Raw genomic sequence first — 24,246 nt, 5'->3', positions numbered from 1 at the left:
GCGGCACGAGCCGCGCACCCGCTCGGCCACCCGTACCCTGACGCGGTGGCGGACGAGCTGGGGCGGGAGACGGTGGACCCCGACGTCGTCGCCCGGCTGCGGGCGGCGGGCTGCGTGTTCGCCGAGGAGGAGGCGGCGCTGCTGGCCGGCGCGGCGCCGGCCGGGCCGCTCCGGGAGGCGCTGGTGACGCGCCGGGTGGCGGGGGAGCCGCTGGAGCAGGTGCTGGGCTGGGTCGCGTTCGCACGCCTGCGGGTGCCCGTGCGGCCGGGGGTGTTCGTCCCGCGCCGCCGCACCGAGCTGCTGGCCGAGCAGGCGGTCCTGGTCACCCCGGGGTCCGGCGTCGTGGTCGAGCTCTGCTGCGGGGTGGCGGCGGTCGGCCTGGTGGTGCTGGCCGCGCGACCCGGCGTCGAGCTGCACGCGGCGGACCTGGACCCGGTGGCTGTCGCGTGCGCCCGGGCCAACCTGGCCGGCCGCGCCGTCGTGCACGCCGGCGACCTGTACGACGCCCTGCCCGCCGACCTCGCCGGCCGCGTGGACGTGCTGGTGGCCAACGCCCCCTACGTCCCGACGGCGGCGATCGCCCTGATGCCGCCGGAGGCGCGGGAGCACGAGGCCCCGATGGCCCTGGACGGGGGGAGCGACGGGCTGGCGGTGCTGCGGCGGGTCGTCGCGGGCGCCCGCCCCTGGCTGGCGCCCGGCGGCCGGCTGCTGGTCGAGTGCAGCGAGCAGCAGACCGGACCGCTGACGGCGTTCGCCGCCGGACAGGGCCTGACCCCCCGGGTGGTGCGGGACGAGGAGCGGGAGGCGACCGTCGTCGTCGCCACGCCGGCCTGAGCGGCCTGCCCGGCTCCTGGCGGGTCGCTCAGCTCGTCTGCGGCACGACGACGAGCCGGTGCTCCCGGACCCCCCGGGCCACCAGGCGCACCGAGATCCGCTTGAACGCGTCGTCGAGGAAGTCCTCGACGGCCTGGCTGGGGAGGCGGAACTCGACGACCGGGATCTCGCCTCCCTCCCGGCCCAGCGCGTCGATGTCGCCCTGGGTCTCGACCTGCTCCGTGACCCGGTCGACCGCGTAGACGCTGGCGGTGGTGGTGTCCTCCCAGATGGTCAGGTCGACCCCCACGATGGTGTAGCGGCCGCGGTCCACGCCGGCCAGCTCGTAGAGGCTCGGCCGGTCCAGGACGGCGTCGGCGTCGTCGGCCGCGGCCGTGCCCACGTAGTCGTTCCAGCGGACCTCGGCCGGTCCCAGCACCCGTCGCTCTGCCTGCATGCCGTGCACGCTCGCACCTCCAGGTGAACGGTCCTCGACGCCCAGGTGAGCGGGAGGCGATGGCGTCGGCGCCGCCGGTCGGGGCGGCCGGCGGCCAGAGTTCACCTGCTGCTCGCCTGGCCGTGCCCCTGCGGCCACGCCGGCGCCGTCCGCGCTGGGTTCAGTCGAGGCACGAGCCTCTCTGCGCCCCCCGCAGACTCCGACCAGGAGCACCGATGCGACTGTCCCCGCTGGGCGCCACGACGGCCGCCCTCCTCTCCCTCGGCCTGCTCTGGCCGACGGCGGCCGCCTCCGCGGCCCCCCGACCGGTCGAGCGCGAGCAGCGCCCGGCCAGCACCGCGGCCGCCGAGCGGCCCCGGACCACGACCACCCCCACCCTCACCGCCCGCGCCACCCTCGCCGCCGACCACCTGGCCGCCGGGCCGCCGTCCGGGGCGCAGGCCACCCCGGCGAACGGCCGGCAGGGCCCGTTCGACGGCCAGGTCATCCCCGGCTTCTCCGGCGTCGTGGCCAACGGCGACGGCACCTACTGGGCGATGCCGGACAACGGGTTCGGCGCCAAGGCGAACTCCGCCGACTTCCTGCTGCGGATGTACCTGGTGAAGCCTGCCTGGGAGACCGCGGGCGGCGGGAAGGGCGCCATCCGCGTCCAGCGGTTCATCTCCCTGCGCGACCCCGACCGCAAGATCGGCTTCCCGATCGTCCACGACCGCACCCGGTCGCGGCTGCTGACCGGGGCCGACTTCGACGTCGAGTCGGTCGTCCGGGTGCCGGACGGCACCTTCTGGGTCGGCGAGGAGTTCGGCCCCTTCCTGCTGCACGTGGACCGGCGCGGTCGGGTGCTCGACGCGCCGGTGCCCTTCGCGGGCGGGAAGTCGCCCGACAACCCGACCCTCGCCGGCGCGGCGGCCGCCGTGCCGCGGAGCCGGGGCTTCGAGGCCATGGCCGGCAGCGCCGACGGCCGCCGGCTCTACCCCGTCGTCGAGGGCGCCCTCACGACCGACCCGGAGAAGCGCCGCCGGGTGATCTCGGAGTTCGACACCCGGGAGAAGCGCTACACCGGCACGACGTGGGCCTACCAGACCGACACCGACGCGAACGTCGTCGGCGACGCGCACATGACCGGCGCGCACACGATGGTCGTCCTGGAGCGCGACGACTTCCAGGGCGCGGCCGCCGTCACCAAGCGGGTCTACGCGGTGGACCTGCGCCGGGAGGACCGCGACGGCTACCTGGTCAAGAACCTGGTCGTCGACCTGCTCGAGATCGCCAACCCCGCGGAGATCGGCGTCGACCGCTCACCCGGCGCCTACGGCGTCGGGCGCACCTTCTCCTTCCCCTTCCAGTCGGTCGAGACCGTCGTCCCGCTGGGCCGGGGCCGCTACCTGCTGGCCAACGACAACAACTTCCCCGGCAACGACGCCCGCTACCCGGGCACGCCCGACGACACGGAGATGATCATGCTGCAGCTGAAGAAGGGGCGCGTCACCGCTCCGTCCACCATGCTGATCGCGCACCGCGGGGCCAGCGGCTACCGGCCCGAGCACACCCTGGCCTCCTACGAGCTGGCCATCGCCCAGGGCGCCGACTACATCGAGCCCGACGTCGTGGCCACCAAGGACGGCCAGCTGGTCGCCCGGCACGAGAACGAGATCGGCGGCACCACCGACGTGTCGGTGCACCCGGAGTTCGCGGGCCGCCGCACCACCAAGGTGATCGACGGCCGCAGCATCACGGGCTGGTTCACCGAGGACTTCACCCTGGCCGAGCTGCGCACGCTGCGGGCCGTCGAGCGGCTGCCGCTCGTCCGCCGCTCCAACACCAGCTTCGACGGGCTCTACCAGGTCCCGACGCTCGACGAGGTCATCGACCTGGCCCGGCACTCCCGGACCGCCGACGGCCGGCGGATCGGGGTCTACCCCGAGACCAAGCACCCCACCTACTTCGCCGACCTCGGGCTGGCGCTGGAGGACCGGCTGGTCGACGTGCTGGAGGACAACGGCTACGCCGGCGCCGACGACCCGGTGGTCATCCAGAGCTTCGAGACCGCCAACCTGCAGCGGCTCTCCCGCCGCACCGACCTGCCGCTCGTGCAGCTGGTCGACTGCTCCGGGGCGCCCTTCGACCTGAAGAGCTCGGGGGACCCGCGGACCTACGCCGACCTGGTGACGCCCGAGGGACTGGCCGAGATCAGCGGCTACGCCGACGCCGTCGGGCTCTGCAAGGACGTGATGATCCCGCGGGACGCCCAGAACCGGCTCGCCGAGCCGACCGACGTCATCCGGGACGCCCACCGGGTCGGTCTCAGCGTCACCGGCTGGACCTTCCGGCTGGAGAACCAGTACCTGCCCGCCGACTACCGGCTGGGTGCCGACCTGAACGCCCCGGGTGACCTGCGGCGCGAGATCGAGGCCTACCTCGCCGCCGGCATGGACGCCTTCTTCACCGACAACCCCGACGTCGGCGACCTGGCGCGGCGCCGGCACGCCGCCGTCACCCCGGCCCCGCGCTCCGGCGTCGAGCGCGTGCAGGCGGTCACGGCGGCGCGCTGATCCCCGACCCGGTCAGCCAGGCGGCGCGGGCGTCCTCCGTCGGAGGGCGCCCGCGTCGTCGTCACATGGTCCTCGCTCCGCTCGGACGCGGTTCGGCGCGGGTAGCGGCTCCAGAAAGCCGCTTAGACTTCTGCGTCGCCCCGGGAGGTCCACCCCCCGGGACCAGCCAGCCCGCCGCCCTACCCGTCCCGGGTGGCGGCCCCCACGCGTGCAGGAGCACCTCATCGACAACCCCGGCCTGCTCTTCGCCGCCCTCGGCCTGGCCGCGTTCGCGGCCGCCCTGCTGCCGCGGCTGCTGGGCCGCGTCCCCGTCTCCATGCCGATGGTGTTCCTCGGGCTGGGGGCGCTCGTCTTCTGGCTGGCACCGGGGCTGCCGACCCCCGACCCGCTGGCCCACCCCGCCGTCACGACGCACCTGACCGAGGTCTGCGTGCTGATCTCGCTGATGGGCGCCGGGCTGGCCCTGGACCGCCCGCTCAGCTGGCAGGGCTGGCGGAGCCCGCGCCGGCTGATCGGGCTGACCATGGTGGCGTGCATCGCCGTCGTCACCCTGGTCGCCGGCACCTGGCTGGGGCTCGGGCTCGCGGCGGCCCTGCTGCTGGCGGCCGTCCTCGCCCCGACCGACCCGGTGCTGGCCAGCGAGGTGCAGGTCGCCGAGCCGGCGGACGAGCCCGACGCGCCGGCCGAGGACGAGGCCCGGTTCGCCCTCACGTCGGAGGCCGGCCTCAACGACGGCCTCGCCTTCCCCTTCACCTACGCCGCCGTCGCGCTGAGCACGGCCGGGCTGGGCTGGGCGGGGTTCGGGCACTGGTTCGGCGTCGACCTGCTCTGGCGGCTGGGGGCCGGCCTGGCCGTCGGGCTGGCGGCCGGCTGGCTGCTGGGCAAGCTGTTCTTCAACGCCCCGCTGCAGCCGCTGCGGCTGGCCGACCACGCCGAGGGCTTCGTCGCGCTGGCCGCGACCTTCCTGACCTACGGCCTGGCCGAGCTGGTGCACGGCTACGGCTTCGTGGCCGTGTTCGTCTGCGCGTGCGCCATCCGCGCGGCCGAGCGCAGCCACGGCTTCCACCGGGTGCTGCACTCCTGGGTGGAGCAGCTGGAGCGGCTGCTCACCGTGCTGATCCTGGTGCTGCTGGGCGGCGCCCTGACCCGGGGGCTGCTGGACGCCCTGCAGCCGCGGGACGTCGTGCTGGTCGTCGCGTTCCTGCTGGTCATCCGGCCCGGCCTCGGCTGGCTCGGGATGATCGGCACGGGCACCGGGCCGCGGGAGCGCGCCGTGATCGCCTTCTTCGGCGTCCGCGGCATCGGCTCCCTGTTCTACATCTCCTGGGCGCTGGAGCACGGGGAGTTCGCCCAGCCGGAGCGGCTGTGGGCGGTGGTGGCGCTGACGGTGGCCGCCTCGGTGCTGCTGCACGGGGTCACCGCCACCCCGGCCATGATGCTGCTCGACCGGCAGCGGCAGCGCGTCGCGCTGCGCCGCCACGGGGACGCCTCGCTGGCCAACGAGACCGCGGTCTGACGCGGCGGCCGCTCACCGGGCGGGGAGGAGGTCCCCCGGTCGAGCGCTGCGCTGGACCGGGACCTACTCCTCGGCGCAGGAGTCGCGTCCACGGCCCGCGCCGACGCGGTCCAGGCGGTCCGACGCGGACCCCTCGGTCAGCCGGGTGAGCACGTCGGTGACCGTGGCCACGGGGTCGCCCAGCTCGGCGATCTCCCGCTGCAGCCGGGCCGCCTCGCGGCGGTAACCAGGGGAGCCCAGGACGCGGCGGACGGCCCGGCGGACCCGGCGGGCGCCCGGGGAGCCCGTCCGCAGGTTCAACCCGGTCCCCGACCACGCGACCCGGGCCGCGACCTCGGGCTTGTCCTCCGTGCTGCCGGCGACCACCAGGGGGACGCCGTAGGCCAGCGCCTGCTGCACCCCGCCGAAGCCACCGTTGGTCACCATCACCGAGGTGCGGGGGAGCAGCTGGTCATAGGGCAGGAACGAGGCCACCCGGACGTTGTCCGGGAGGGGCCCGCCGTGCTGCTCCACCAGCTGCTCGACGGGTCGCCCGCCGGTGGAGGCGACGACGAGCACGTCGTCGCGGGCCAGCCCCCGCAGGGTGGGCACCATCAGCCGGCTCAGGTCGCCGTTGGCCATCGTCCCCTGGGTGACGTGCACGACCGCGCGCCGGCCGTCGAGGTCGCCCCACCACGACGGCAGCCCGCGCGTCCGCCCCGGTACGTCCGGCTGGCCCGGGGCGTCGGTCCGCCGGCCCGCGGGACGCGGCTGGTCCTGCGCGGCGCCGGGGACGACGGGCAGCTGCAGGGGCCCGACGAAGCGGACCGTCGACGGCATGGAGCGGCGCGGGTACTCGATGCCCGGCGTGGCGAGCTGGAAGGTGAGGTCGTAGCGGGTGGCCTGGTCGAAGTAGTTGCCCTCGGGCTCCGGGGCGTCGACGGCCCGCAGCGCCGCCCGGAGCCCCGCCTGGACCGGGCGCAGCGGCCCCCGGTGCAGCACGGTGCTGATGATCCAGTTCCGTCCCAGCCCGTGCACGGTGGTGTCGGGTTGGAGCCCGGCGCCGAAGGGGGCGCAGTCGGCGCTGCTCAGGGCCAGCGGGGTGACCGAGACCCCCACCACCGGCAGCCGCTGCTCGGCCGGGACGCTGAGCAGGGGCAGGGCGCCGAGGAAGGCGGCCTCGCAGACGACGGCGTCGTAGCGGTCCGCGCGCAGCGCGCTCTCGAGGGCACGGTGCTGGGCGGGCAGGGGGCCGACGAACAGCCCGAGGATGTCGTGGCGGCCCGCGGCGACGCCGCGCAGCCGCTGCCGGCCGGGCAGCCAGCTGTCCAGCTGGGCGTCGTCGTAGTCGGCCTCGGCGGGCAGGGGGCGGAACCCCAGCCCGGCGCCGCGCACCGTGGCCGCGTACTTCCGGCCGGTCAGCACCGTGACCCGGTGGCCCCGCTCGACGAGGCCGCGCCCGATGGCCACCATCGGTGTCACGTGCCCGTAGATGGGCGTCGCCGGCAGCAGGAAGTGGGACATGGGAAGGTCGCCAATCTAGCGCACGGCCCCGCACGCGGGCGGGGGCCCGGGCCCGCTCGTCGAGCCGGTCCCGGTGGGCTTCAGCGCCTCCGGCCCGCGCCGCGGCGGCGGCGGGAGAGCAGCAGCCCCGCGGTCACCAGGACCGCGGCGACGACCCGCCAGCGACGTCGCAGCCGTCGGCTGCCGGCCGCCTGCTGCGCGCGGACGGCGGGGGCGACGTGCATCACGCGGTCCGGGGCCAGCCGGTTCAGCGCCAGGTTGAGGGCGTAGTGGTAGCCGTAGGAGACGACGAGCGTGTGCAGCAGCCCCTGGTCCATCCGGCGGGAGGAGGTCAGCACCGGGTTGCCGCCGTCCCAGACCACCCGGCCGACGCGCCGGAGCCGGCGCAGCAGGTCGACCTCGTCACCGCCCTGGGTGAGCCGCGTGTCGTAGCCCGGGAAGCCGTCCCGCCGGAAGGCGACGTTGGTCGCGGTCACGTAGAGCACCCGGCCGGTCAGGGCGTGCACGGCGCCGATCAGCGTGAACCAGCCGACGGGGAAGACCCGCGCCCACCACGGCGGGTCGAGGTAGCGGCACGGGCCGGCCACGGCGACCACGTCCTCGTCGTCGAAGCGCGCGGCCAGCCGGGCGAGCCAGCCGTCCGGGTGCACGGTGTCGGCGTCGGTGGAGACGACGATGGCGCCGCGCGCCTCCTCCGTCCCGCGCTGCCGGGCGGCGCAGACCCCGGGAGCCTCCTCGCGGACCACGCGCGCGCCGTGCCGGGTCGCGACCTCGGCCGTGCCGTCGGTGCTGGCGTTGTCGACGACGACCACCTCGAAGCCGCCCGGGACCTGCTGACGGGCCAGCGAGGCGAGGGTGGCCGGCAGGTAGGCCTCCTCGTCGAACGCCGGGACGACGACGGTGAGGCGGACGGGGTCCGCAGGGGTCACGGGTCAGACCGGCGGCGGGGTGGGCCAGCTGCTGTTGCCCGGGTCGACGCGGGTCAAGATGGCGTCGGTGGCCTCGCGGAGCCGGCGCAGCTGGGTGGCGGTGAGCGCGTCGAACACGAGCTCGCGCACCGCCGTCACGTGCCCCGGCGCGGAGTCGGCCACCTTGTCGAACCCGGACTGGGTCAAGGTGGCGCGGGTGAACCGGCCGTCGTCCGGGTCGGGCTCACGGTGCAGGAACCCGCGGGCCTCCAGCCGCTTGGCCACGTGGGAGAGCCGGGAGAGGGAGGCGTTGCTCAGCGCGGCGAGCTGGCTCATCCGCAAGGTCCGGGTCTCCTGCTCGCTGAGCATGGCCATCACGAGGTACTCGAAGTAGTTGAGGTCCGCGTCGCGCTCCAGCTGGGCGTCCAGCGCCGACGGCAGCTTGACGATGGTCCGGGACAGGCTGAGCCAGGCGGCGCGCTCCTCCGGGTCGAGCCACCGGGTGGCCTCGGCGGCGTTCTGGTCGGGGGGAGCCATGCCCCTCATCCTAGGCAGCGGCGGACGTCCGCGCGCGCCCGGTGGACCGTCGACGGGCCTGGACCGGGCCGTCCCTCCGTGATCACCCGGGCCGCCCGGGCGGCGGCCCGCCGGGGTCCCGGGCCGGGGGCGGGCTGCGTTGTACGCTGCGGCTCGCCGCCCCGTCGACCGCGGGCGGCCCCCGACCCTGGAGCTCCGTCATGCCACCCCGCCCGTCCGGCCCCCAGTACGTGCTCACGCTCTCCTGCGCGGACGGTCCCGGGCTGGTGCACGCCGTCGCCGGGTTCCTGGTGCGCCAGGGGGCGAACATCCTCTCCAGCCAGCAGTACGGCGACCGCGAGACCGGCCGCTTCTTCATGCGGGTGCAGTTCGACTTCGTCGGTCCGGTGCCGCCGCTGGCCGAGCTCGAGCCGGCGTTCGCCGCGGTGGCGGCGGAGCGGGGGATGACCTTCACGCTCGCCGACGCGGCGACGCCGATGCGGACGCTCATCCTGGTCAGCAAGTTCGGCCACTGCCTGAACGACCTGCTGTACCGGCACCGGATGGGCACCCTCAACATCGCGATCCCGCTGGTCGTGTCCAACCACCCCGACTTCGCCGACCTGGTCGCGTCGGCGGGCATCCCCTACGTGCACCTGCCGGTCACCCCGGACACCAAGGCCGACGCGGAGGCGGAGATGCTGCGGCTGGTCGCCGAGCACGACGTCGAGCTGGTGGTGCTGGCCCGCTACATGCAGGTGCTGACCGCGCCGACCAGCCACGCGCTGGCCGGCCGGGCGATCAACATCCACCACTCGTTCCTGCCCAGCTTCAAGGGCGCGAAGCCGTACCACCAGGCGCACGACCGCGGCACGAAGCTGATCGGCGCGACCGCCCACTACGTCAACGACGACCTCGACGAGGGCCCGATCATCGAGCAGGACGTGGTCCGGGTGGACCACCAGATGGCGCCGGAGGACTTCGTGGCCGCGGGCCGCGACGTCGAGACCCAGGTCCTCTCCCGCGCCGTCCGGTGGCACACCGAGCACCGGGTGATGCTCAACGACACCCGGACCGTCGTCTTCCGCTGACCGCGGAGCCCTCAGACCTCAGGCGGCGATGCGGGCGCTGCGACCGGCGGCGAGGCTGCGGCCGTGGGCGCGGGCGTCCTGCTCGGCCTGCTGGCGCAGGTCGCGCGCCAGGTCGGCGAACTGGTCGAGCGCCGGGTTGACCCCGACGAGGGTGAACTCGCTCTCCACCACCTGCAGGTCGAGCTTCCAGACGTCGGCGAGGATTCGCCGCATCCAGCCGGTGGCGTGGTCCCAGCCCTCGCGCGGGGTGCCGGCGGCGTAGCTGCCCCCGCGGACGGTGACGAGGACGGCGGGCTTGCCGGCCGTCGCCGGCTCGGTGCCGGCGGCCATCCGCGGGTCGGCGATGACCAGGTCGGCCCAGGTCTTGAAGTGCTGGGAGACGCCGAAGTTGTAGAGCGGGACGGCGAAGAGCAGGGCGTCGGCGGCCACCAGCTCGTCGACGGCCTGCGCGGCCAGGGCGGCGGCGTCGCGCTGGGCGGGCGTGCGCTGGTCCTCGGGCACGTAGGCGGCGGAGACCGCGTCGGCCCAGACGGTGGCGGGGACGGGCTCGCTGCCGACGTGGCGGCGGAGCACGGCGTCGTCGGGGTGCGCGCCGAGCCACTCGTGCTCGACCAGGTCGGCGATCTCGCGGCTGTGGGAGCCCTCGACACGGATGCTGGCGTCGAGACGGAAGAGGGTCATCTGTACTCCATGGGAGAGAGCAGGTAGCCGTGTGCTACCAACTAGGAAAAACCTAGCACGCCCTCCCAGCGGGCTCGGCCGGTAGCATCGGGGCATGAGCCAGCTCGCCGAGGACGCCACCGCGTCCTCCGTCGGGGCGGAGCGCGCGCACGCGTGCACCGCCGACCTGCGGCGGGCCTTCGACTTCCTGGGCAAGCGCTGGAACGGCGTCCTGCTGGGCACCCTCGTCGACGGCCCGATGGGCTTCGCCGACCTGCGCCGGGGCGTCGGGTCCATCACCGACTCGGTCCTCTCCGACCGGCTCGCCGAGCTCGTCGGCGCGGGCCTGGTGGAGCGCACGGTGACCGACACCCGTCCGCCCGGGGTCAGCTACGCGCTCTCCGCCTCCGGACGGGCCCTCACCCCGATCCTGCACGAGCTGGGCAGCTGGGCCGCCGACGCGCTGCCCGCCTCCTCCTGCTGACCGCTCCTGCCCGTGACCTCGCCGCAGGGCACGGTGTCGACCGGATCACGGTCGGCACACGTTTCGCACCCGGTACGGCGTGTCCTGTTGCGTCGGGACCCTTCGGGGCTTTCGTCCCTGGCGACGCGCGCGGGGCCGCGCCTAGCGTGATCGGTGTTCGGGGACCGGTCACCGCGCGGCGGTGCGACAGCGAGGAGCTCCCCGATGACCCGACCACTGGTCCGACGCCTGGCCGCCTGGACGGCCGCCGCCGGGGTGCTGGCCGGCGGCCTCCTCGGGGCCGTCCCGGCCGAGGCCGGCACGCTCACGGGCACCACGACGACGAGGACGGCCATCCGCAGCACGGCGTCGGCGAAGGGGGTCGTGCTGGGGACGTTGGAGCGGGGCCAGCGGATCCCCACGACGAAGAAGGCCGTGCACGGCTGGGTGAAGGTCCGGTTCCGGGCCGGGACGGCCTACGTCGCCGCTCCCGCCATCACCACGCGGACCACCGGGCTCCCCGCCGCGCCGACGCGGCTCACGGGGACCAAGATCGCGACCGCCCGGCTCAACGTCCGCGCCCGGGCCGCGGGCTCGGGCACCCTGGTCGGCCGGATCGACGAGGGCGCGTCGCTCAGGCTGACCGGCACCGTGCGCAGCGGCTACGCCGAGACGACCTTCGCCGGCCACCGGCGCTGGGTCTCGGTGCGCTACCTGGCGACGGCGGCGAAGGCCCCGACGACGAAGCCCGACGACGCGGCCCAGAAGGCCGTCGCCTACGCCCGGGCCCAGCTGGGCAAGCCCTACCGGTACGGCGCGGCGGGACCGACGAGCTTCGACTGCTCGGGCCTGACGTCGAGCGCCTGGAAGGCGGCCGGGGTCGCCGTCCCGCGCACCTCCCAGCAGCAGTTCGCGGCCGGCCGTGAGGTCGCCAAGGCCGACCTCCGGCCGGGTGACCTCGTCTTCTTCTACGGCGCGAAGCCCAGCCACGTCGCGATCTACGTCGGTGACGGCCAGATCATCCACGCCCCGCGCGCGGGGCGGGACGTCGAGTACAGCAAGGTCGCCTTCATGCCCTACAGCGGCGCCCGCCGGCCCGGCTGAGCCGCGGGCCCGCGGCGGCGGGACTGTCAGAGCCGGCTGCTTCACTGGGTCGGTGAGCCTCACCCTGCCCCTGGAGGAGCGGCGCCCGCGGCGCCCCGCCCAGCCGCTGCTCGACGTCCGCCGCATCTACGCCGAGCCGGCCGCGCTGGAGCTGCCGCGCGGCCAGCAGGTGCTGCAGCGCTGGCCCGGCGCCGAGATCACCGAGGTCGCCAGCCACTGGCAGATCCCCGAGCTGCACGGGGACGAGGCCAACGTGGCCCGCTGGGTGCGGATCAAGACCGAGGCGCTCGTGCTCGGGGTCAAGAAGTCGCTGGCGGCCCGGCCGAACGGGCGCTCGTCGGACTTCATCGCCCCGTCCACCGCGAACGGCTGCGCGATGGCGTGCGCCTACTGCTACGTGCCGCGGCGCAAGGGCTACAGCAACCCGATCACGACGTTCGCCAACATCGAGCAGATCACCCGCTACCTGGACCGTCACATCACCCGGCAGGGGACCAAGACCACCCCCAACCAGTGCGACCCGACGGCCTGGCTCTACGACATCGGCGAGAACAGCGACTGCGCCGTCGACGCCACCATCAGCGACAACGTCGCCGACCTCGTCGCGCTGTTCCGTCGCCGGCCCACCGCCAAGGCCAGCTTCGCGACCAAGTACGTCAACCGCGACCTGCTGGAGCTCGACCCGCAGGGTCGCACACGGGTCCGCTTCTCGCTGATGCCGGCGACGATGGCCAAGCTGGTCGACGTCCGCACCACGCCGGTGGCCGAGCGGATCGCCGCGGTCGACGACTTCGTGGCCGCCGGGTACGAGGTGCACCTCAACTTCTCCCCGGTGATCGTCGCCGACGGGTGGCTGGAGCAGTGGACCGAGCTGTTCGCGCAGATCAGGGACGGCGTGGGCCCGACGGCGCGCCGTCAGCTGGCCGCCGAGATCATCTTCCTCACCCACAACGAGCAGCTGCACGAGGTCAACCTCGGCTGGCACCCCCGGGCCGAGGAGGTGCTGTGGCGCCCGGAGCTGCAGGAGACCAAGCGCTCCGAGAACGGCGCCGTCAACGTCCGCTACCGCAGCGGGGCCAAGCGCGGGTATCTCGACCAGCTCCAGGAGGCCCTGGCCCGGACGCTGCCCGCGTGCACCGTCCGGTACGCCTTCTGAGCCGTTCCGCATCTGCGGGCTCCGCAGCGACGAAGTGCGGGGGACGACACGGCGGCGGAGGCACCGCGGCCGACGGAGGGAGTGCCCGTGGACGAGCAGGCAGCACGTGTGGTGGTGGTGACCGGCGCCTCGAGCGGGATCGGGCTGGCGACGGCCCTGGACGCGGCGGGGCGGGGGGACCACGTCGTCCTGCTCGCCCGCGGCCCCGCGGCGCTGGCCGACGCCGCCGAGCAGTGCCGGGTGGCCGGGGCCGCGTCCGCGCTGGACCTGCCCACCGACGTGGCCGACGACGCGGCGGTGCAGCGGGCGTTCGCGGCGGTGACCAGCCGGTACGGCCGCGTCGACGCCGTCGTGCACTCCGCAGGGCTGGTCGCCTACGGCCGGCTGGAGGACGTGCCCGCCGCCATCTTCGACCGCGTCGTGCAGACGAACCTGCTCGGCTCGGTGAACGTCGCGCGGGCCGTGCTGCCGGGGATGCGCGAGGCCAACGCGGGCACGCTGGTCCTGATCGGGTCGCTGATCGGCTACATCGCCCCGCCGTACATGTCGGCCTACGCGGTGAGCAAGTGGGGGGTGCGCGGGCTGGCCCGGCTGCTGCAGGTGGAGAACGTGGACCGCGACGGCGTGCACATCTGCCACCTGGCCCCGGGCGGCATCGACACCCCGATCTACCTGCAGGCGGCGAACTACCTGGGCTGGGTCGGCCGGCCGCCGCCCCCCGTCGTCAAGCCCGAGCGGGTGGCCCGCGCCGCACTGCGGCTGCTCGACCACCCGCGGCCGCGGATCCAGGTCGGGCCGGTGAACTGGCCGACCATCTGGGGGTTCAACCTCTTCCCCGCGGTCTTCGACCGGATCGTCACGCCGCTGTTCGAGGTGGCGGCGACCGATGTCCGGCAGGCGGCCGTCGACGTGCCGGGCAACGTCCCCGCGCCCGTGCCGGAGGGGAACAGGCTGCGCGGCGGCCAGGGCAGTCCCGTAGCGTCGATCGCGGCAGGGCTCCGAGCCCGGCTGGGCCGCCGTGGGCGGCGCTGAGCGGAGGAGGACGGCTGTGGCGGGACCGGGGAGCAAGGACGCCGTCGTGATCGGGGCGGGGCCCAACGGCCTGGTGGCGGCGAACCTGCTGGTGGACGCCGGCTGGGACGTGCTGGTGCTGGAGACCCAGCCCGAGGTGGGCGGCGCCGTGCGCACCGACACCGACGTGGCCGAGGGCTTCGTGCACGACGCCTTCAGCGCCTTCTACCCGCTCTCGGCCGCGTCGCCGGTCATCCCCTCGCTGCACCTGGAGGAGCACGGGCTGCGGTGGGCGCACGCCCCGGCGATCCTGGGGAACCCGCTGCCCGACGGCTCCTGGGCGATGCTGCACCGCGACGTCGAGGACACCGTCGCCGGCCTGGACGCCCACGCCGCCGGGGACGGTGACGCCTGGCGCCAGCTCTACGACGACTGGGTGACCATCGGGCCGTCGCTGGTGCAGGCGCTGCTCACCCCGTTCCCGCCCGTCAAGGGCGGGCTCGCGACCCTGGCCCGGCTGCCCCGGGTCGGCGGGCTGGACTACGTCCGGACGCTGCTGGAGCCCGCGTCGACGATGGGCGGCAAGCGCTTCGCCGCCGAGGCCGGCCAGCTGCTGATCGCCGGCAACGCCCTGCACGCCGACATCCCGATGGACGCCTCCGGCTCGGGCCTGCTGGGCCTGCTGCTGGCGATGAGCGGCCAGACCGTGGGCTTCCCGGTGCCCGAGGGCGGGTCCGGCCGGCTGACCCAGGCGATGGCCGCCCGGCTCCGGTCGAAGGGCGGTCAGATCCGGACCAGCACCCGCGTCGCCCGGGTGCTGGTGGACCGCCGCCGGGTCCACGGGGTGGTCACCGCCGACGGCGAGCGGATCGAGGCGCGGGCCGTGGTCGCCGACGTGGCCGCCACCGCGCTCTACGGCGAGCTGGTGGACTGGTCGGAGCTGCCCTCCCGGGTGCGGCGCGGCATGGAGCGCTACGAGCACGACCCGGGCACGATCAAGGTCGACTGGGCGCTCTCCTCGACCGTGCCGTGGGAGAACCCGCCGCCCGTCGCCCCCGGCACCGTGCACGTGATCGACTCCATGGACCAGCTGAGCCGCACCCAGACCCAGATCACCAGCCACAGCGTGCCGTCGGACCCGTTCCTGCTGGTCGGGCAGATGACGACCTCGGACCCGACGCGGTCCCCGGCCGGCACCGAGGCGCTGTGGGCCTACACGCACGTGCCGCAGGTGACCCACCGCGACGCCGGACCCGACGACATCACCGGCCGCTGGGACCGCGACGAGTGCGAGCGGATGGCCGACCGGATGCAGGCCCGGCTCGAGAAGTACGCGCCCGACCTCGCCTCGCGGATCATCGCGCGCCGGGTGATGGGACCGCACGAGATGCAGGCCCGGGACGAGAACCTGGTCCAGGGCGCGCTCGGCGGCGGCACGGCGAACTTCCACCAGCAGGTGATCTTCCGGCCCATCGCCGGTCTCGGCCGCGCGGACACCCCCGTCCGCGGTCTGTTCCTGGGCTCGGCCTCGGCGCACCCCGGCGGGGGTGTGCACGGCGCTCCCGGCGCCAACGCCGCCCGCGCCGTCGTCGCCGCGGCCCGCACCGGGCGCCTCTGACCCCCTCGCGTCGACGGTGACAGCGGCAAGGCGGCCCGCGAGGACCGAGGCCCGCGGCCGGTCCGTGGCCTGAGCGCGTCGAGGGCCCTTCGACGGGCTCAGGGCGCGATGGCCGCGCCGGTCAGTGCTGGGCGGCGATCCGGCCCTCGGCCAGGAAGCGCAGCCGGCGGAGGGTCTCGACGTTGCGGACGTGGATCAGCGGCTGCCGCGCCGCGGACGGCACGAGCCGGCCGGGACCCTCGACCGCGTCCTCGTCGATGGTCATCCGGCAGCCGTCGGGGGTCGGTTCCACCTCGAGGACCACCCGGGCCGAACCGAGCGGCCAACCACGGGCCTTGAGCACCATCCGGCGCGGCGGGTCGTACTCCAGCACCGAGGTGGAGTCGTCGATCAGCACGGGCCAGATCCCGAACGAGTGGTGGATCTTGGCGCCCGCGGCGGGCCAGGCCGGCTCGACGTCGCGGATCCGCGAGGCGCCCACCACCCAGCTGGGGTACAGCCAGCCGTCGGCGAGGACGGCGAAGACGTCCTCGGGGGAGCAGGACGCGGTGTCGGTCGTGGTGGCCATGCGTCAGTGTCCCACCGGCCGCTGCACGCCGACCGACCGGCCGCCGCCGCCCGGGGGGGCGGCGGCCGCCGGACCGCCGGCAGCCCGGGACCGCGGGGGAGCTCCTGCCGGTGCTGGTGCCCGTGGTGCGGCCACCAGCACCGGCAGGCCCTGGGGGAGGGGTCGGTCAGCCGGCGGGGCGGGGGAGCGGCTGCGGCTGCACCCCCACGGCGGCGCCGACCTGGGGGTCCAGGTCGGCCATCTCCTCCTCGCTCAGCAGGCGGGACCGGATGAGGAACCGGAAGCCGGTCGGAGCCTCGAGCGAGAAGCCCGCCCCCCGACCGGGTACCAGGTCGATGGTCAGGTGCGTGTGCCGCCAGTAGGCGAACTGCTCCTTCGACATCCACACCGGCACCGGCTCCGGGGTGCCGGCGTCGATCTCGCCGAGGAACTGGTCGGCGTCACCGGTGATGAAGTCCCCCAGGGGGAAGCACATCGGCGCCGACCCGTCGCAGCAGCCGCCGGACTGGTGGAACATGAGCGGACCGTTCTCCTCTCGGAGGCGGCGGATCATCTCCGCCGCCGCCGGGGTGACCGCCACCCGCGAGGTGTCCGCCTGCGGGGGCTGGTCCATCAGAAGAAGCCCTGCTTGTTCGGGTTGTAGGACACCAGCATGTTCTTGGTCTGCTGGTAGTGGTCGAGCATCATCAGGTGGTTCTCCCGGCCGATGCCCGAGGACTTGTAGCCGCCGAACGCCGCGTGCGCGGGGTAGTGGTGGTAGCAGTTCGTCCACACCCGGCCGGCCTGGATGTCGCGGCCCGCCCGGTAGGCGGTGTTGGTGTCGCGCGACCAGACGCCCGCGCCGAGCCCGTAGAGGGTGTCGTTGGCGATCGAGATCGCGTCCTCGTAGCTGTCGAAGCCGGTGACCGAGACGACCGGGCCGAAGATCTCCTCCTGGAAGACCCGCATCTTGTTGTGGCCCTGGAAGATCGTCGGCGCCATGTAGTAGCCGCCGGACAGGTCGCCGCCGAGGTCGACGCGCTCGCCGCCGGTGATGATCCGGGCGCCCTCCTCGGACCCGATCTGGATGTAGGACAGGATCTTCTCGAGCTGGTCGTTGCTGGCCTGCGCGCCCACCATGGTGTCGGTGTCCAGCGGGTTGCCCTGGATCATCGCCTTGACGCGGTCGGTGGCCGCCGGCAGGAACTGGTCGAGGATCGAGTTCTGGATCAGCGCCCGGCTGGGGCAGGTGCAGACCTCGCCCTGGTTCAGCGCGAACATCGCGAAGCCCTCGAGCGCCTTGTCGTAGAAGGCGTCCTCGGACCGGGCCACGTCCTCGAAGAAGACGTTGGGGCTCTTGCCGCCCAGCTCCAGCGTCACCGGGATGAGGTTCTGGCTGGCGTACTGCATGATCAGCCGGCCGGTCGTGGTCTCGCCGGTGAACGCGATCTTGCGGATGCGCTTGGACGAGGCGAGCGGCTTGCCCGCCTCGGTGCCGAAGCCGTTGACGACGTTGAGCACACCGGGGGGCAGCAGGTCGGCGATCAGCTCCATCCAGAGCATGATCGAGGCCGGCGTCTGCTCGGCGGGCTTCAGGACGACCGCGTTGCCGGCGGCCAGCGCCGGGGCAAGCTTCCAGGTGGCCATCAGGATCGGGAAGTTCCAGGGGATGATCTGCCCGACGACGCCCAGCGGCTCGTGGAAGTGGTAGGCGACGGTGTCCTCGTCCAGCTGGGAGAGGTTGCCCTCCTGGGCGCGGATGGCTCCGGCGAAGTAGCGGAAGTGGTCCACGGCCAGCGGCAGGTCGGCGGCCAGCGTCTCCCGGACGGGCTTGCCGTTGTCCCAGGTCTCGCCGACGGCGAGCAGCTCGAGGTTCTGCTCCATCCGGTCGGCGATCTTGTTGAGGATGACGGCGCGCTCGGCGACCGACGTCTTGCCCCAGGCGGGCGCGGCGGCGTGCGCGGCGTCCAGCGCCAGCTCGATGTCCTCGGCGGTCCCGCGGGCGACCTCGCAGAAGGTCTTGCCGGTCACCGGGGAGGGGTTCTCGAAGTACTGACCCTTGACCGGCGGCACCCACTCGCCGCCGATCCAGTTCTCGTAGCGCTCCTTGTAGGAGACGACGCTGCCGTCGGTTCCGGGCTGTGCGTAGATCGTCATCGTTGACTTCCTGGTCGGGCCAGCGGGGTGGCGGTGGACGAGGACGCGCGGGACCTGCCGGTGCGCGGGTTCGAGCGTCTCAGCGCGACGCTAGGCCCGACGAGGTTGCAGCAACGTTGCGCGTTGTCTGTCCTCGCTCTGTGCTCGTCTGTCCTCGCTCTGTGCTCGTCTGTCCTCGCTCCGCTCGGACGCGCTCCGCGCTCTGACCGCCGGTGTCGTCGTCGTGCGTGAACGAAGAGCGTGTTCACGCTCTTCTCCTCCATCCGGCGGCGCGCGGAGCGGTGGTGGTCGGGGGCCGCGGCGTTGCCTGCCGTTGCTGAGCCCGACCTGCGCCGGGATCACCGGCGGCTCAGGCCAAGACCCCGTCCAGGCGGTCGACGTGTGCGGCGACCTGGGCGTAGCGGGGGGACCGGGGTGGGAGGGCGGCGAGCGCGGCCGCCCAGATCTCGTAGTCGCCGTGGCCGTGGGCGGTGTCGGCGAAGGAGAGCAGGGCGTCCGGGTCGCCCTGCGCCAGCAGGGCCGAGCGGAGCAGCATGTGCAGCTCCTCGCGGAGCTCGGCGACGGCGGGCGCGGTCGAGGTGGGCAGCAGCGGTCCGGGGTAGGCCGCGACCGCCTGCCGCACCCGACCCGTCGCGAGGTGCCCGCGCAGGACGGTCAGGTCGGAGGTGAGGCCGTCGTCCACCCGGTAGGGCCGCGAAGCCAGCCGCAGCGGCCCGAGCAGCGTCCGCAGCCGCGACAGCTCGGCCCGGACGGTCACCAGCGAGAGCTCCTCCTCGCTGAGGGCGACCGCCAGCTCGGCGGCGCTGAGCCCGGCCGGGTGCTCGGCCAGCAGCAGGAGGATCTCGCTGTGCCGCAGGCTGAGGGTGGTCGAGGTCTCGTCGTGCGTCAGCCGCGCGCCCCGCTGGCCGAGCACCCGCAGCACCGGCGGCTGCCGCAGCGGCGGGCTCCACCCCCGCTCCATCACCCGCCCCGCGCGGCGCGGCGCCAGCCGCTCCAGGGCGAGCTCGGCCTCGACCGCGGCGACCGTCGCCCGGACCAGGGTCAGGGTCTGCGGCGTCACCACCTCCGGACCGCCCGTCAGGTCGAGCACCCCCAGGATGGCCCCGGTGTCGGGCTCGTGGATCGGGGCGGCCGAGCAGCTCCATTCCGCCGCCGAGCGGGTGAGGTGCTCGGCGCCGAGGATCTGCACCGGCGTGCCGAGGGCCAGCGCCGTGCCGGGCGCGTTGGTGCCGGCCGCCGTCTCGCTCCAGTCGGCGCCGGCCATGAAGTGCACCCGCTCGGCCTTGGCGAGCACCGCGCGGGCGCCCTCCACCCAGAGCAGCTGGCCGGCCGCGTCGCTCACCGCCACCAGCAGCCCGGCGTCGGCCGCGGACTCCAGCAGCAGCCGCCGGATCACCGGCATGGCGGCGGCCAGCGGGTGGCCGGCGCGCAGGTCCGCGAGCCGGTCGTCGGCCAGCCGGATGGGCGGAGCGCTCAGCTCGGGGTCGACGCCGTGCCCCACGCTGCGCCGCCACGACTCGACCACCAGGGGCCGCAGCCCGCGGTCGACGTGCCCGGTGCTCAGGAAGTCGTCGTGGGCGGTCCGCAGGTAGCGCGACCGCCACCTCGGGTCCGAGCCCGGCGGCAGTGCCAGGCCGCTGGAGGGCTCCATGGCGGCCACTGTAGCCGCGGTCCGGCGGGGGCGGGGCCGGTCGGAGCAGCCGTGCGGACCCGGTGGCGGTGGCCCGTCCGGCGGGCCGGACGCCGCTCTTAACCGCGCCGGAACCGCTGTGTAACCCCTGGTCACGATGCTGAGGACGACCTGCGACGCGGCCGGTGGCGGCCAGCCGAGTCCTCTGCTCCTGGCCCTGCCGGGGCGACGTCCACCCTCGTCCCCCAGGAGCACCGCATGACCTCAGACACCCGGCCGGAGGGCGAGGTGGTGACCGCGGCCGCGCCACCGGTCGCCCCCGGCGCCGCAACGCCGCTCGACGCGAGCGCGGCCACCAAGGAGACGCTGGAGGACTACACCCTCCGGTTCGCCCCCCGCCACTACCGGCGCTGGTCGACCGGGGTCGTCGCGGTCTCCGCGCTCGGCGGGATCGCCTACCTCGCCGACTTCGCCATCGGCGCCAACATCGGCATCTCCTACGGCACCACGAACGCGCTCTGGGGGATCGCCGTCTTCGCCGTCGTGATCTTCCTGACCGGCTTCCCGGTCGCCTACTACGCGGCGCGCTACAACCTCGACCTGGACCTGATCACCCGCGGCAGCGGGTTCGGCTACTACGGATCGGTGGTCAGCAACGTCATCTTCGCGACGTTCACCTTCATCTTCTTCGCGCTCGAGGGTTCGATCATGGCCCAGGGCCTGCAGCTCGGCCTCGGCGTCCCGCTGTGGGCGGGGTACGCGGTGTCGACCGTGATCATCTTCCCGCTGGTGGTCTACGGCATGAAGGTGCTGACCAAGCTGCAGCTGTGGACGACGCCGCTGTGGCTGGTGCTCATGGTGGTGCCGTTCGTCTACCTGGTGGTGGCGCACCCGGAGTCGGTCGCGTCGTTCTTCGCCTACCAGGGCGAGAACGGCCAGGGCGAACCGAACCTGGGCTCGGTGATGCTGGCCGCCGGGGTCTGCCTGTCCCTGATCGCCCAGATCGCCGAGCAGATCGACTACCTGCGCTTCATGCCGCCCCGGACGCCGGAGAACTCGCGCCGCTGGTGGCGGGCGGTGGTCCTCGCCGGACCGGGCTGGGTGATCTTCGGGGCCGTCAAGCAGGTGATCGGGCTGTTCCTGGCCGTCTACATCATCGCCCACGTGGCCGACGGGGCCGCCGTCGCCAACCAGCCGGTGCACCAGTTCCTGGAGATCTACCGCGACATCATGCCGGCGCCGGTGGCGCTCGGCCTCGCCGTCGTGCTGGTGGTGATCAGCCAGGTCAAGATCAACGTCACCAACGCCTACTCGGGCTCGCTGGCGTGGACCAACTCCTTCACCCGGATCACCAAGCGGTACCCGGGCCGGCTGGTCTTCCTGGGCTTCAACCTGCTGATCGCCCTGGTGCTGATGGAGGCGAACATGTTCGACTTCCTCAACACCATCCTCGGGTTCTACGCCAACTGCGGGATGGCCTGGATCGTCACGGTGGCCTCCGACATCACCTTCAACAAGTACCTGCTGAAGCTCAGCCCGCTGCAGCCGGAGTTCCGCCGCGGGATGCTCTACGACGTCAACCCGGTCGGCTTCGGGTCGATGCTCGTCGCGGCCGGCGTCTCCATCCTGGTGTTCTTCGGCGGGCTGGGGGAGGGTCTCCAGCCCTACTCCCCGCTGGTGGCCATCGGACTCGCCCTCGTCCTGCCGCCGGTGCTCGCCGTGGCGACGCGGGGCCGCTACTACCTGCGCCGGGCCGACCCGGCCGACCCGCTGCGCTCCGACGACGGCCTGGACCTGCCGGTGCTCGACGAGCACGGCAACCCGTCCGACGCGGTGCTGACCTGCCACGTCTGCCGCCAGGACTACGAGCGGCCCGACATGGCGGCGTGCCAGACGCACGGAGCGGCGGTCTGCTCGCTCTGCCTCAGCACGGACAAGGTCGCCGACCACGTGCTGCCCGCCCAGCCGGCGGTGCGCTGACCGCGCCGGGACCGGGCGCCCCGGGTCACACCGACCCGGGGCGCTCCGCCGCGTCGGTCCGGCCGCGTCCCCGCCCGCTGTCGGTCAGGAGACCTCCGGGGCGTTCACCCTCAGCAGCGCCCGCCAGGTGGCGGTGTTGACGTTCCCGCTGCTGGTCAGCCGCTGCCCGGTCTGGAACTTCTTCACCGCCGACCTGGTGGCCGTGCCGTAGCTGCCCGTGGCGCTGACCCCCAGGGCCTTCTGCACGGCCGTGACGGCCGGCCCGCGGGCGCCGGGACGCAGCCGCACGCCCGAGTAGGTGGTGAGCGCCCTGAGGGTCGCCGAGGCGCCCTCGGGCGGCGTCACCCGGGGGTGCCGCGGGCAGGGGGTGGGGCGCGGCCCGGCGTAGGGGAGCGCCCAGTTCAGGTCCTTCGCCCGGCAGGGGCCGTAGTCGGTGGCGGCGACCTCGCCGGTCCAGTAGGAGGTCCGCTTCATCGCCCCGGCCCAGGTGAGCGAGAGGTGGACGTGGTCGCGGTGGCAGGTGCTGTCCCAGCCCTTCTCCGGGTGGTCGGCGCAGGAGGAGTAGGCCCGCCAGCCGCGCTCGGCCGAGTACGCGCCCCAGATCTTGCCGTTCCAGATGATGTACATGACCCCGAGCCGGCGGGCGTTGGCGTGGGCGTTGCCGTCGGCGTCCGTCGCGGTCAGCCAGCTGATCAGGGCCTTGGCCTGGGCCGCCTCCTTCCTCACCCGCACGGAGTTCATCCAGTCCACCGCGCGGCCGTCGTAGTGCTCGCTGGTGTCGGCGCCGCAGGTCCTGGCGCTGCCGAACCTGGTGCCCGGGTAGGTCGTGGTCAGCAGCGTGCCGAGCGCCACCGCGCCCGGCTTGGCCGTCGGGTCGCAGGAGGTGGCGGGCACATAGCCCGAGAGCGGCTCGATCCCCGCGGGGAGCGACGCCGGCACCGGGGGGTTCGGCGTGGCGGCGGAGGCCGGGGTGGCCGCGCCGATCCCCGCCGCGAGCGTGAGCGCGGTGAGGAGTGTGGCGGCCCAGCGGGCAGGCCGGAGCAGCGAGGAGGTCATCGGGGGGTCTCCAGAGGGGACGAGCGGCCGGGCGACGACCGCGGGACAACCCCGAGGCCTCCACGGTAGGTGCCGCTGAGGGGCGGCCACCAGGGCCGGAGGTCCCAGACCTCGGTCCCTCGCCGCGCCACCGGCTCGGGGTCCGCGGGAGGATCGACCCATGCTGACCCGGCGCACCCTCCTGCTCGGTTCGTCCGCGGCGGCCCTCGGGGCCGCGGTGGGGTGCAGCGCCGACCCGGTCCCGGCGACCGGCCCGTCCGCCGCGGATGGGTCCACGTCCGGGTCGACGCCACTGCCGCCCGGGCCGGCCTCGCCGGCGGGCCGGTCGGCCTCCGCGACCCCGACCCGGACGACGCCGAGCCCGAGCCCCACGCCGAGGGTCCCGCGGCACCCCACCCCGGTGCTCGACGACGTCGTCGCCGACGGGCTCGACGTCCCCTGGGGGCTGGTCTTCCTGGCGTCCGGGGACGCCCTGGTCGGCGAGCGCGGGACGGCGCGGCTGCGCCGGGTCACCCCGGGCGGCCGGACGCGCACGCTGGGCGAGGTGGCCGGCGTCGTCGCCCCCACCGGTCTCGGCGAGGGCGGGTTGCTGGGGCTGGCCCTGGCCCCGGGCGACGAGGAGACGCTCTTCGCCCACATCACCACCGCCGACGACGACCGGGTGGTGCGGATGAGCCTGCGCGGTGGCCGGCTGGGCCGGCCCCGGGTCGTGCTGGCCGGCATCCCCACCAGCACCCACCACCACGGGGGACGGCTGCTCTTCGACCGCGGCGGCCGCCTGCTGGTCTCGACGGGCGACGCCGAGCAGCGGGACCTCGCCCAGGACCGCGGTTCGCTGGCCGGCAAGATCCTCCGGCTCCGGCCCGACGGCCGCGCCGCCGCGGGCAACCCCTTCGGCAACCGCACCTGGTCCTACGGCCACCGCAACGTCGAGGGCCTGGCCTTCGACGACGCGGGCCGGCTGTGGGCCACCGAGTTCGGGGACAAGGAGGCCGACGAGCTCAACCTGGTCCGGGCGGGCCGCGACTACGGGTGGCCCGACGTCGAGGGCCGTGCGGAGGGCTCCCGGTCCACGGCACCGGCCGCGACCTGGTCGCCGACCAGCACCTGCTCCCCGGCCGGGGTGGCGATCGCGGGCTCCACCGCCTTCGTCGGCGCGCTGCAGGGCCGCTGCCTGTTCGCCGTCCCGCTGGACGGCACCCGGGCCGGCCGGCCGCGGGCCTGGTTCGCCGGCGAGCACGGCCGGCTGCGGACCGTGGCCCTGGCGCCGGACCGCACGCTGTGGGTGACCACCAGCAACACCGACGGCCGGGTGGACCCCGGCCGGGACGACGACAAGATCCTCCGCCTCCGGCTGACGTGAGCCGGGTCGGGGGAGCCGGCGGGGGCTGCGGGGCGCCGAGCGCTCCCGGCCCGGCGCGAGCCGGCGACGAGGTGGGAGTGTCGAGAAGATGCTCGGGGGTTCATCTCCTCGACACTCGTGATGACCGTACCGAGGAGTGGGACCC

General features: G+C 74.5%; 21 protein-coding genes. 11 read left to right on the top strand and 10 right to left on the bottom strand.

Annotated features, from left to right (window positions below):
* The first annotated feature begins 45 nt into the window (after nt 1-45).
* Nucleotides 46-834, top strand: coding sequence for a putative protein N(5)-glutamine methyltransferase (locus tag BLT72_RS14970; protein ID WP_231930078.1), 789 nt, complete (start codon nt 46-48; stop codon nt 832-834).
* Between the two features lie 28 nt (nt 835-862).
* Here BLT72_RS14970 and BLT72_RS14965 read toward each other — a convergent pair whose 3' ends face one another.
* Nucleotides 863-1,270, bottom strand: coding sequence for a hypothetical protein (locus BLT72_RS14965; RefSeq protein ID WP_091413857.1), 408 nt, complete (start codon nt 1,268-1,270; stop codon nt 863-865).
* A gap of 215 nt (nt 1,271-1,485) precedes the next feature.
* Here BLT72_RS14965 and BLT72_RS14960 point away from each other — a divergent pair, with 215 nt between their 5' ends.
* Both BLT72_RS14960 and BLT72_RS14955 read left to right on the top strand, forming a co-directional pair.
* Nucleotides 1,486-3,822: an esterase-like activity of phytase family protein gene (locus BLT72_RS14960; RefSeq protein ID WP_091413856.1), complete on the top strand. Its 2,337-nt coding sequence runs from the start codon at nt 1,486-1,488 to the stop codon at nt 3,820-3,822.
* Between the two features lie 208 nt (nt 3,823-4,030).
* A complete protein-coding gene (locus BLT72_RS14955) occupies nt 4,031-5,338 on the top strand; it encodes a cation:proton antiporter (RefSeq protein ID WP_231930076.1) in 1,308 nt (435 codons plus the stop codon).
* A 63-nt stretch (nt 5,339-5,401) separates the two neighbouring features.
* On the opposite strand, the gene BLT72_RS23345 is transcribed toward BLT72_RS14955, so the two are convergent.
* The 3 genes from BLT72_RS23345 to BLT72_RS14940 all read right to left on the bottom strand — a co-directional run bounded on the left by BLT72_RS23345 (nt 5,402) and on the right by BLT72_RS14940 (nt 8,286).
* The gene (locus tag BLT72_RS23345; protein ID WP_091413855.1) at nt 5,402-6,841 is read right to left on the bottom strand and encodes a glycosyltransferase; all 1,440 of its coding nucleotides are present in this window, start codon (nt 6,839-6,841) and stop codon (nt 5,402-5,404) included.
* 80 nt (nt 6,842-6,921) lie between these two features.
* Nucleotides 6,922-7,770, bottom strand: a complete 849-nt coding sequence (locus BLT72_RS14945) for a glycosyltransferase family 2 protein (protein WP_091413854.1) — start codon at nt 7,768-7,770, stop codon at nt 6,922-6,924.
* Nucleotides 7,771-7,773: 3 nt separating this feature from the next.
* Nucleotides 7,774-8,286, bottom strand: a complete 513-nt coding sequence (locus tag BLT72_RS14940; protein WP_091413853.1) for a MarR family winged helix-turn-helix transcriptional regulator — start codon at nt 8,284-8,286, stop codon at nt 7,774-7,776.
* A gap of 200 nt (nt 8,287-8,486) precedes the next feature.
* Between BLT72_RS14940 and purU the strand changes: the two genes are divergently transcribed.
* Nucleotides 8,487-9,356 carry a formyltetrahydrofolate deformylase gene (gene purU / locus BLT72_RS14935; RefSeq protein WP_091413852.1) on the top strand — a complete coding sequence of 290 codons (870 nt, stop codon included), beginning with the start codon at nt 8,487-8,489 and terminating at the stop codon, nt 9,354-9,356.
* Nucleotides 9,357-9,374: 18 nt separating this feature from the next.
* Here purU and BLT72_RS14930 read toward each other — a convergent pair whose 3' ends face one another.
* Nucleotides 9,375-10,037 (bottom strand): FMN-dependent NADH-azoreductase, encoded by a 663-nt coding sequence (locus tag BLT72_RS14930; protein WP_091413851.1) that lies wholly within the window; start codon nt 10,035-10,037, stop codon nt 9,375-9,377.
* 94 nt (nt 10,038-10,131) lie between these two features.
* On the opposite strand from BLT72_RS14930, the gene BLT72_RS14925 reads away from it, so the two are divergent.
* The 5 genes from BLT72_RS14925 to BLT72_RS14905 all read left to right on the top strand — a co-directional run bounded on the left by BLT72_RS14925 (nt 10,132) and on the right by BLT72_RS14905 (nt 15,368).
* Entirely contained in the window at nt 10,132-10,500 is a 369-nt protein-coding gene (locus BLT72_RS14925; RefSeq protein ID WP_091413850.1) for a winged helix-turn-helix transcriptional regulator, read from the top strand.
* 204 nt (nt 10,501-10,704) lie between these two features.
* Nucleotides 10,705-11,583, top strand: coding sequence for a C40 family peptidase (locus BLT72_RS14920; RefSeq protein WP_091413849.1), 879 nt, complete (start codon nt 10,705-10,707; stop codon nt 11,581-11,583).
* A gap of 52 nt (nt 11,584-11,635) precedes the next feature.
* A complete protein-coding gene (locus BLT72_RS14915) occupies nt 11,636-12,739 on the top strand; it encodes a spore photoproduct lyase family protein (RefSeq protein ID WP_231930074.1) in 1,104 nt (367 codons plus the stop codon).
* Between the two features lie 87 nt (nt 12,740-12,826).
* On the top strand, nt 12,827-13,771 hold the full coding sequence (locus BLT72_RS14910) for an SDR family NAD(P)-dependent oxidoreductase (RefSeq protein ID WP_157720514.1): 945 nt from the start codon (nt 12,827-12,829) through the stop codon (nt 13,769-13,771).
* A 16-nt stretch (nt 13,772-13,787) separates the two neighbouring features.
* Nucleotides 13,788-15,368 carry a phytoene desaturase family protein gene (locus BLT72_RS14905; protein ID WP_091413847.1) on the top strand — a complete coding sequence of 527 codons (1,581 nt, stop codon included), beginning with the start codon at nt 13,788-13,790 and terminating at the stop codon, nt 15,366-15,368.
* Nucleotides 15,369-15,489: 121 nt separating this feature from the next.
* Here BLT72_RS14905 and BLT72_RS14900 read toward each other — a convergent pair whose 3' ends face one another.
* The 4 genes from BLT72_RS14900 to BLT72_RS14885 all read right to left on the bottom strand — a co-directional run bounded on the left by BLT72_RS14900 (nt 15,490) and on the right by BLT72_RS14885 (nt 19,723).
* The gene (locus tag BLT72_RS14900) at nt 15,490-15,936 is read right to left on the bottom strand and encodes an SRPBCC family protein (protein ID WP_091413846.1); all 447 of its coding nucleotides are present in this window, start codon (nt 15,934-15,936) and stop codon (nt 15,490-15,492) included.
* Between the two features lie 166 nt (nt 15,937-16,102).
* Entirely contained in the window at nt 16,103-16,549 is a 447-nt protein-coding gene (locus BLT72_RS14895) for a DUF779 domain-containing protein (protein WP_091413845.1), read from the bottom strand.
* Nucleotides 16,549-18,072, bottom strand: a complete 1,524-nt coding sequence (gene adh, locus BLT72_RS14890) for an aldehyde dehydrogenase (RefSeq protein ID WP_091413844.1) — start codon at nt 18,070-18,072, stop codon at nt 16,549-16,551. The genes BLT72_RS14895 and adh overlap by 1 nt, the downstream gene beginning before the upstream one ends.
* Nucleotides 18,073-18,421: 349 nt before the next feature.
* Entirely contained in the window at nt 18,422-19,723 is a 1,302-nt protein-coding gene (locus BLT72_RS14885; protein ID WP_091413843.1) for a GAF domain-containing protein, read from the bottom strand.
* 237 nt (nt 19,724-19,960) lie between these two features.
* Between BLT72_RS14885 and BLT72_RS14880 the strand changes: the two genes are divergently transcribed.
* On the top strand, nt 19,961-21,682 hold the full coding sequence (locus BLT72_RS14880) for a purine-cytosine permease family protein (RefSeq protein ID WP_231930073.1): 1,722 nt from the start codon (nt 19,961-19,963) through the stop codon (nt 21,680-21,682).
* Nucleotides 21,683-21,766: 84 nt separating this feature from the next.
* Here BLT72_RS14880 and BLT72_RS23135 read toward each other — a convergent pair whose 3' ends face one another.
* Nucleotides 21,767-22,738: a peptidoglycan-binding domain-containing protein gene (locus BLT72_RS23135; RefSeq protein ID WP_157720513.1), complete on the bottom strand. Its 972-nt coding sequence runs from the start codon at nt 22,736-22,738 to the stop codon at nt 21,767-21,769.
* A gap of 160 nt (nt 22,739-22,898) precedes the next feature.
* Between BLT72_RS23135 and BLT72_RS14870 the strand changes: the two genes are divergently transcribed.
* Entirely contained in the window at nt 22,899-24,101 is a 1,203-nt protein-coding gene (locus tag BLT72_RS14870; protein WP_091413841.1) for a PQQ-dependent sugar dehydrogenase, read from the top strand.
* The last annotated feature ends 145 nt before the right edge of the window (nt 24,102-24,246 follow it).

Source organism: Friedmanniella luteola, assembly GCF_900105065.1.
Classification (GTDB): Bacteria; Actinomycetota; Actinomycetes; order Propionibacteriales; family Propionibacteriaceae; genus Microlunatus; species Microlunatus luteolus.
Note: the sequence above shows the minus strand (reverse complement) of the source record. Positions and strands in the feature narration are given on the sequence as shown.

Coding starts and splice junctions, on each gene's coding strand:
- BLT72_RS23345 (WP_091413855.1), bottom strand. CDS start 6,841: ATGTCCCACTTCCTGCTGCCGGCGACGCCCATCTACGGGCACGTGACA.
- BLT72_RS14900 (WP_091413846.1), bottom strand. CDS start 15,936: ATGGCCACCACGACCGACACCGCGTCCTGCTCCCCCGAGGACGTCTTC.
- BLT72_RS23135 (WP_157720513.1), bottom strand. CDS start 22,738: ATGACCTCCTCGCTGCTCCGGCCTGCCCGCTGGGCCGCCACACTCCTC.
- BLT72_RS14960 (WP_091413856.1), top strand. CDS start 1,486: ATGCGACTGTCCCCGCTGGGCGCCACGACGGCCGCCCTCCTCTCCCTC.
- adh (WP_091413844.1), bottom strand. CDS start 18,072: ATGACGATCTACGCACAGCCCGGAACCGACGGCAGCGTCGTCTCCTAC.
- BLT72_RS14880 (WP_231930073.1), top strand. CDS start 19,961: ATGACCTCAGACACCCGGCCGGAGGGCGAGGTGGTGACCGCGGCCGCG.
- BLT72_RS14930 (WP_091413851.1), bottom strand. CDS start 10,037: ATGACCCTCTTCCGTCTCGACGCCAGCATCCGTGTCGAGGGCTCCCAC.
- BLT72_RS14895 (WP_091413845.1), bottom strand. CDS start 16,549: ATGGACCAGCCCCCGCAGGCGGACACCTCGCGGGTGGCGGTCACCCCG.
- BLT72_RS14920 (WP_091413849.1), top strand. CDS start 10,705: ATGACCCGACCACTGGTCCGACGCCTGGCCGCCTGGACGGCCGCCGCC.
- BLT72_RS14870 (WP_091413841.1), top strand. CDS start 22,899: ATGCTGACCCGGCGCACCCTCCTGCTCGGTTCGTCCGCGGCGGCCCTC.
- purU (WP_091413852.1), top strand. CDS start 8,487: ATGCCACCCCGCCCGTCCGGCCCCCAGTACGTGCTCACGCTCTCCTGC.
- BLT72_RS14940 (WP_091413853.1), bottom strand. CDS start 8,286: ATGGCTCCCCCCGACCAGAACGCCGCCGAGGCCACCCGGTGGCTCGAC.
- BLT72_RS14885 (WP_091413843.1), bottom strand. CDS start 19,723: ATGGAGCCCTCCAGCGGCCTGGCACTGCCGCCGGGCTCGGACCCGAGG.
- BLT72_RS14925 (WP_091413850.1), top strand. CDS start 10,132: ATGAGCCAGCTCGCCGAGGACGCCACCGCGTCCTCCGTCGGGGCGGAG.
- BLT72_RS14965 (WP_091413857.1), bottom strand. CDS start 1,270: ATGCAGGCAGAGCGACGGGTGCTGGGACCGGCCGAGGTCCGCTGGAAC.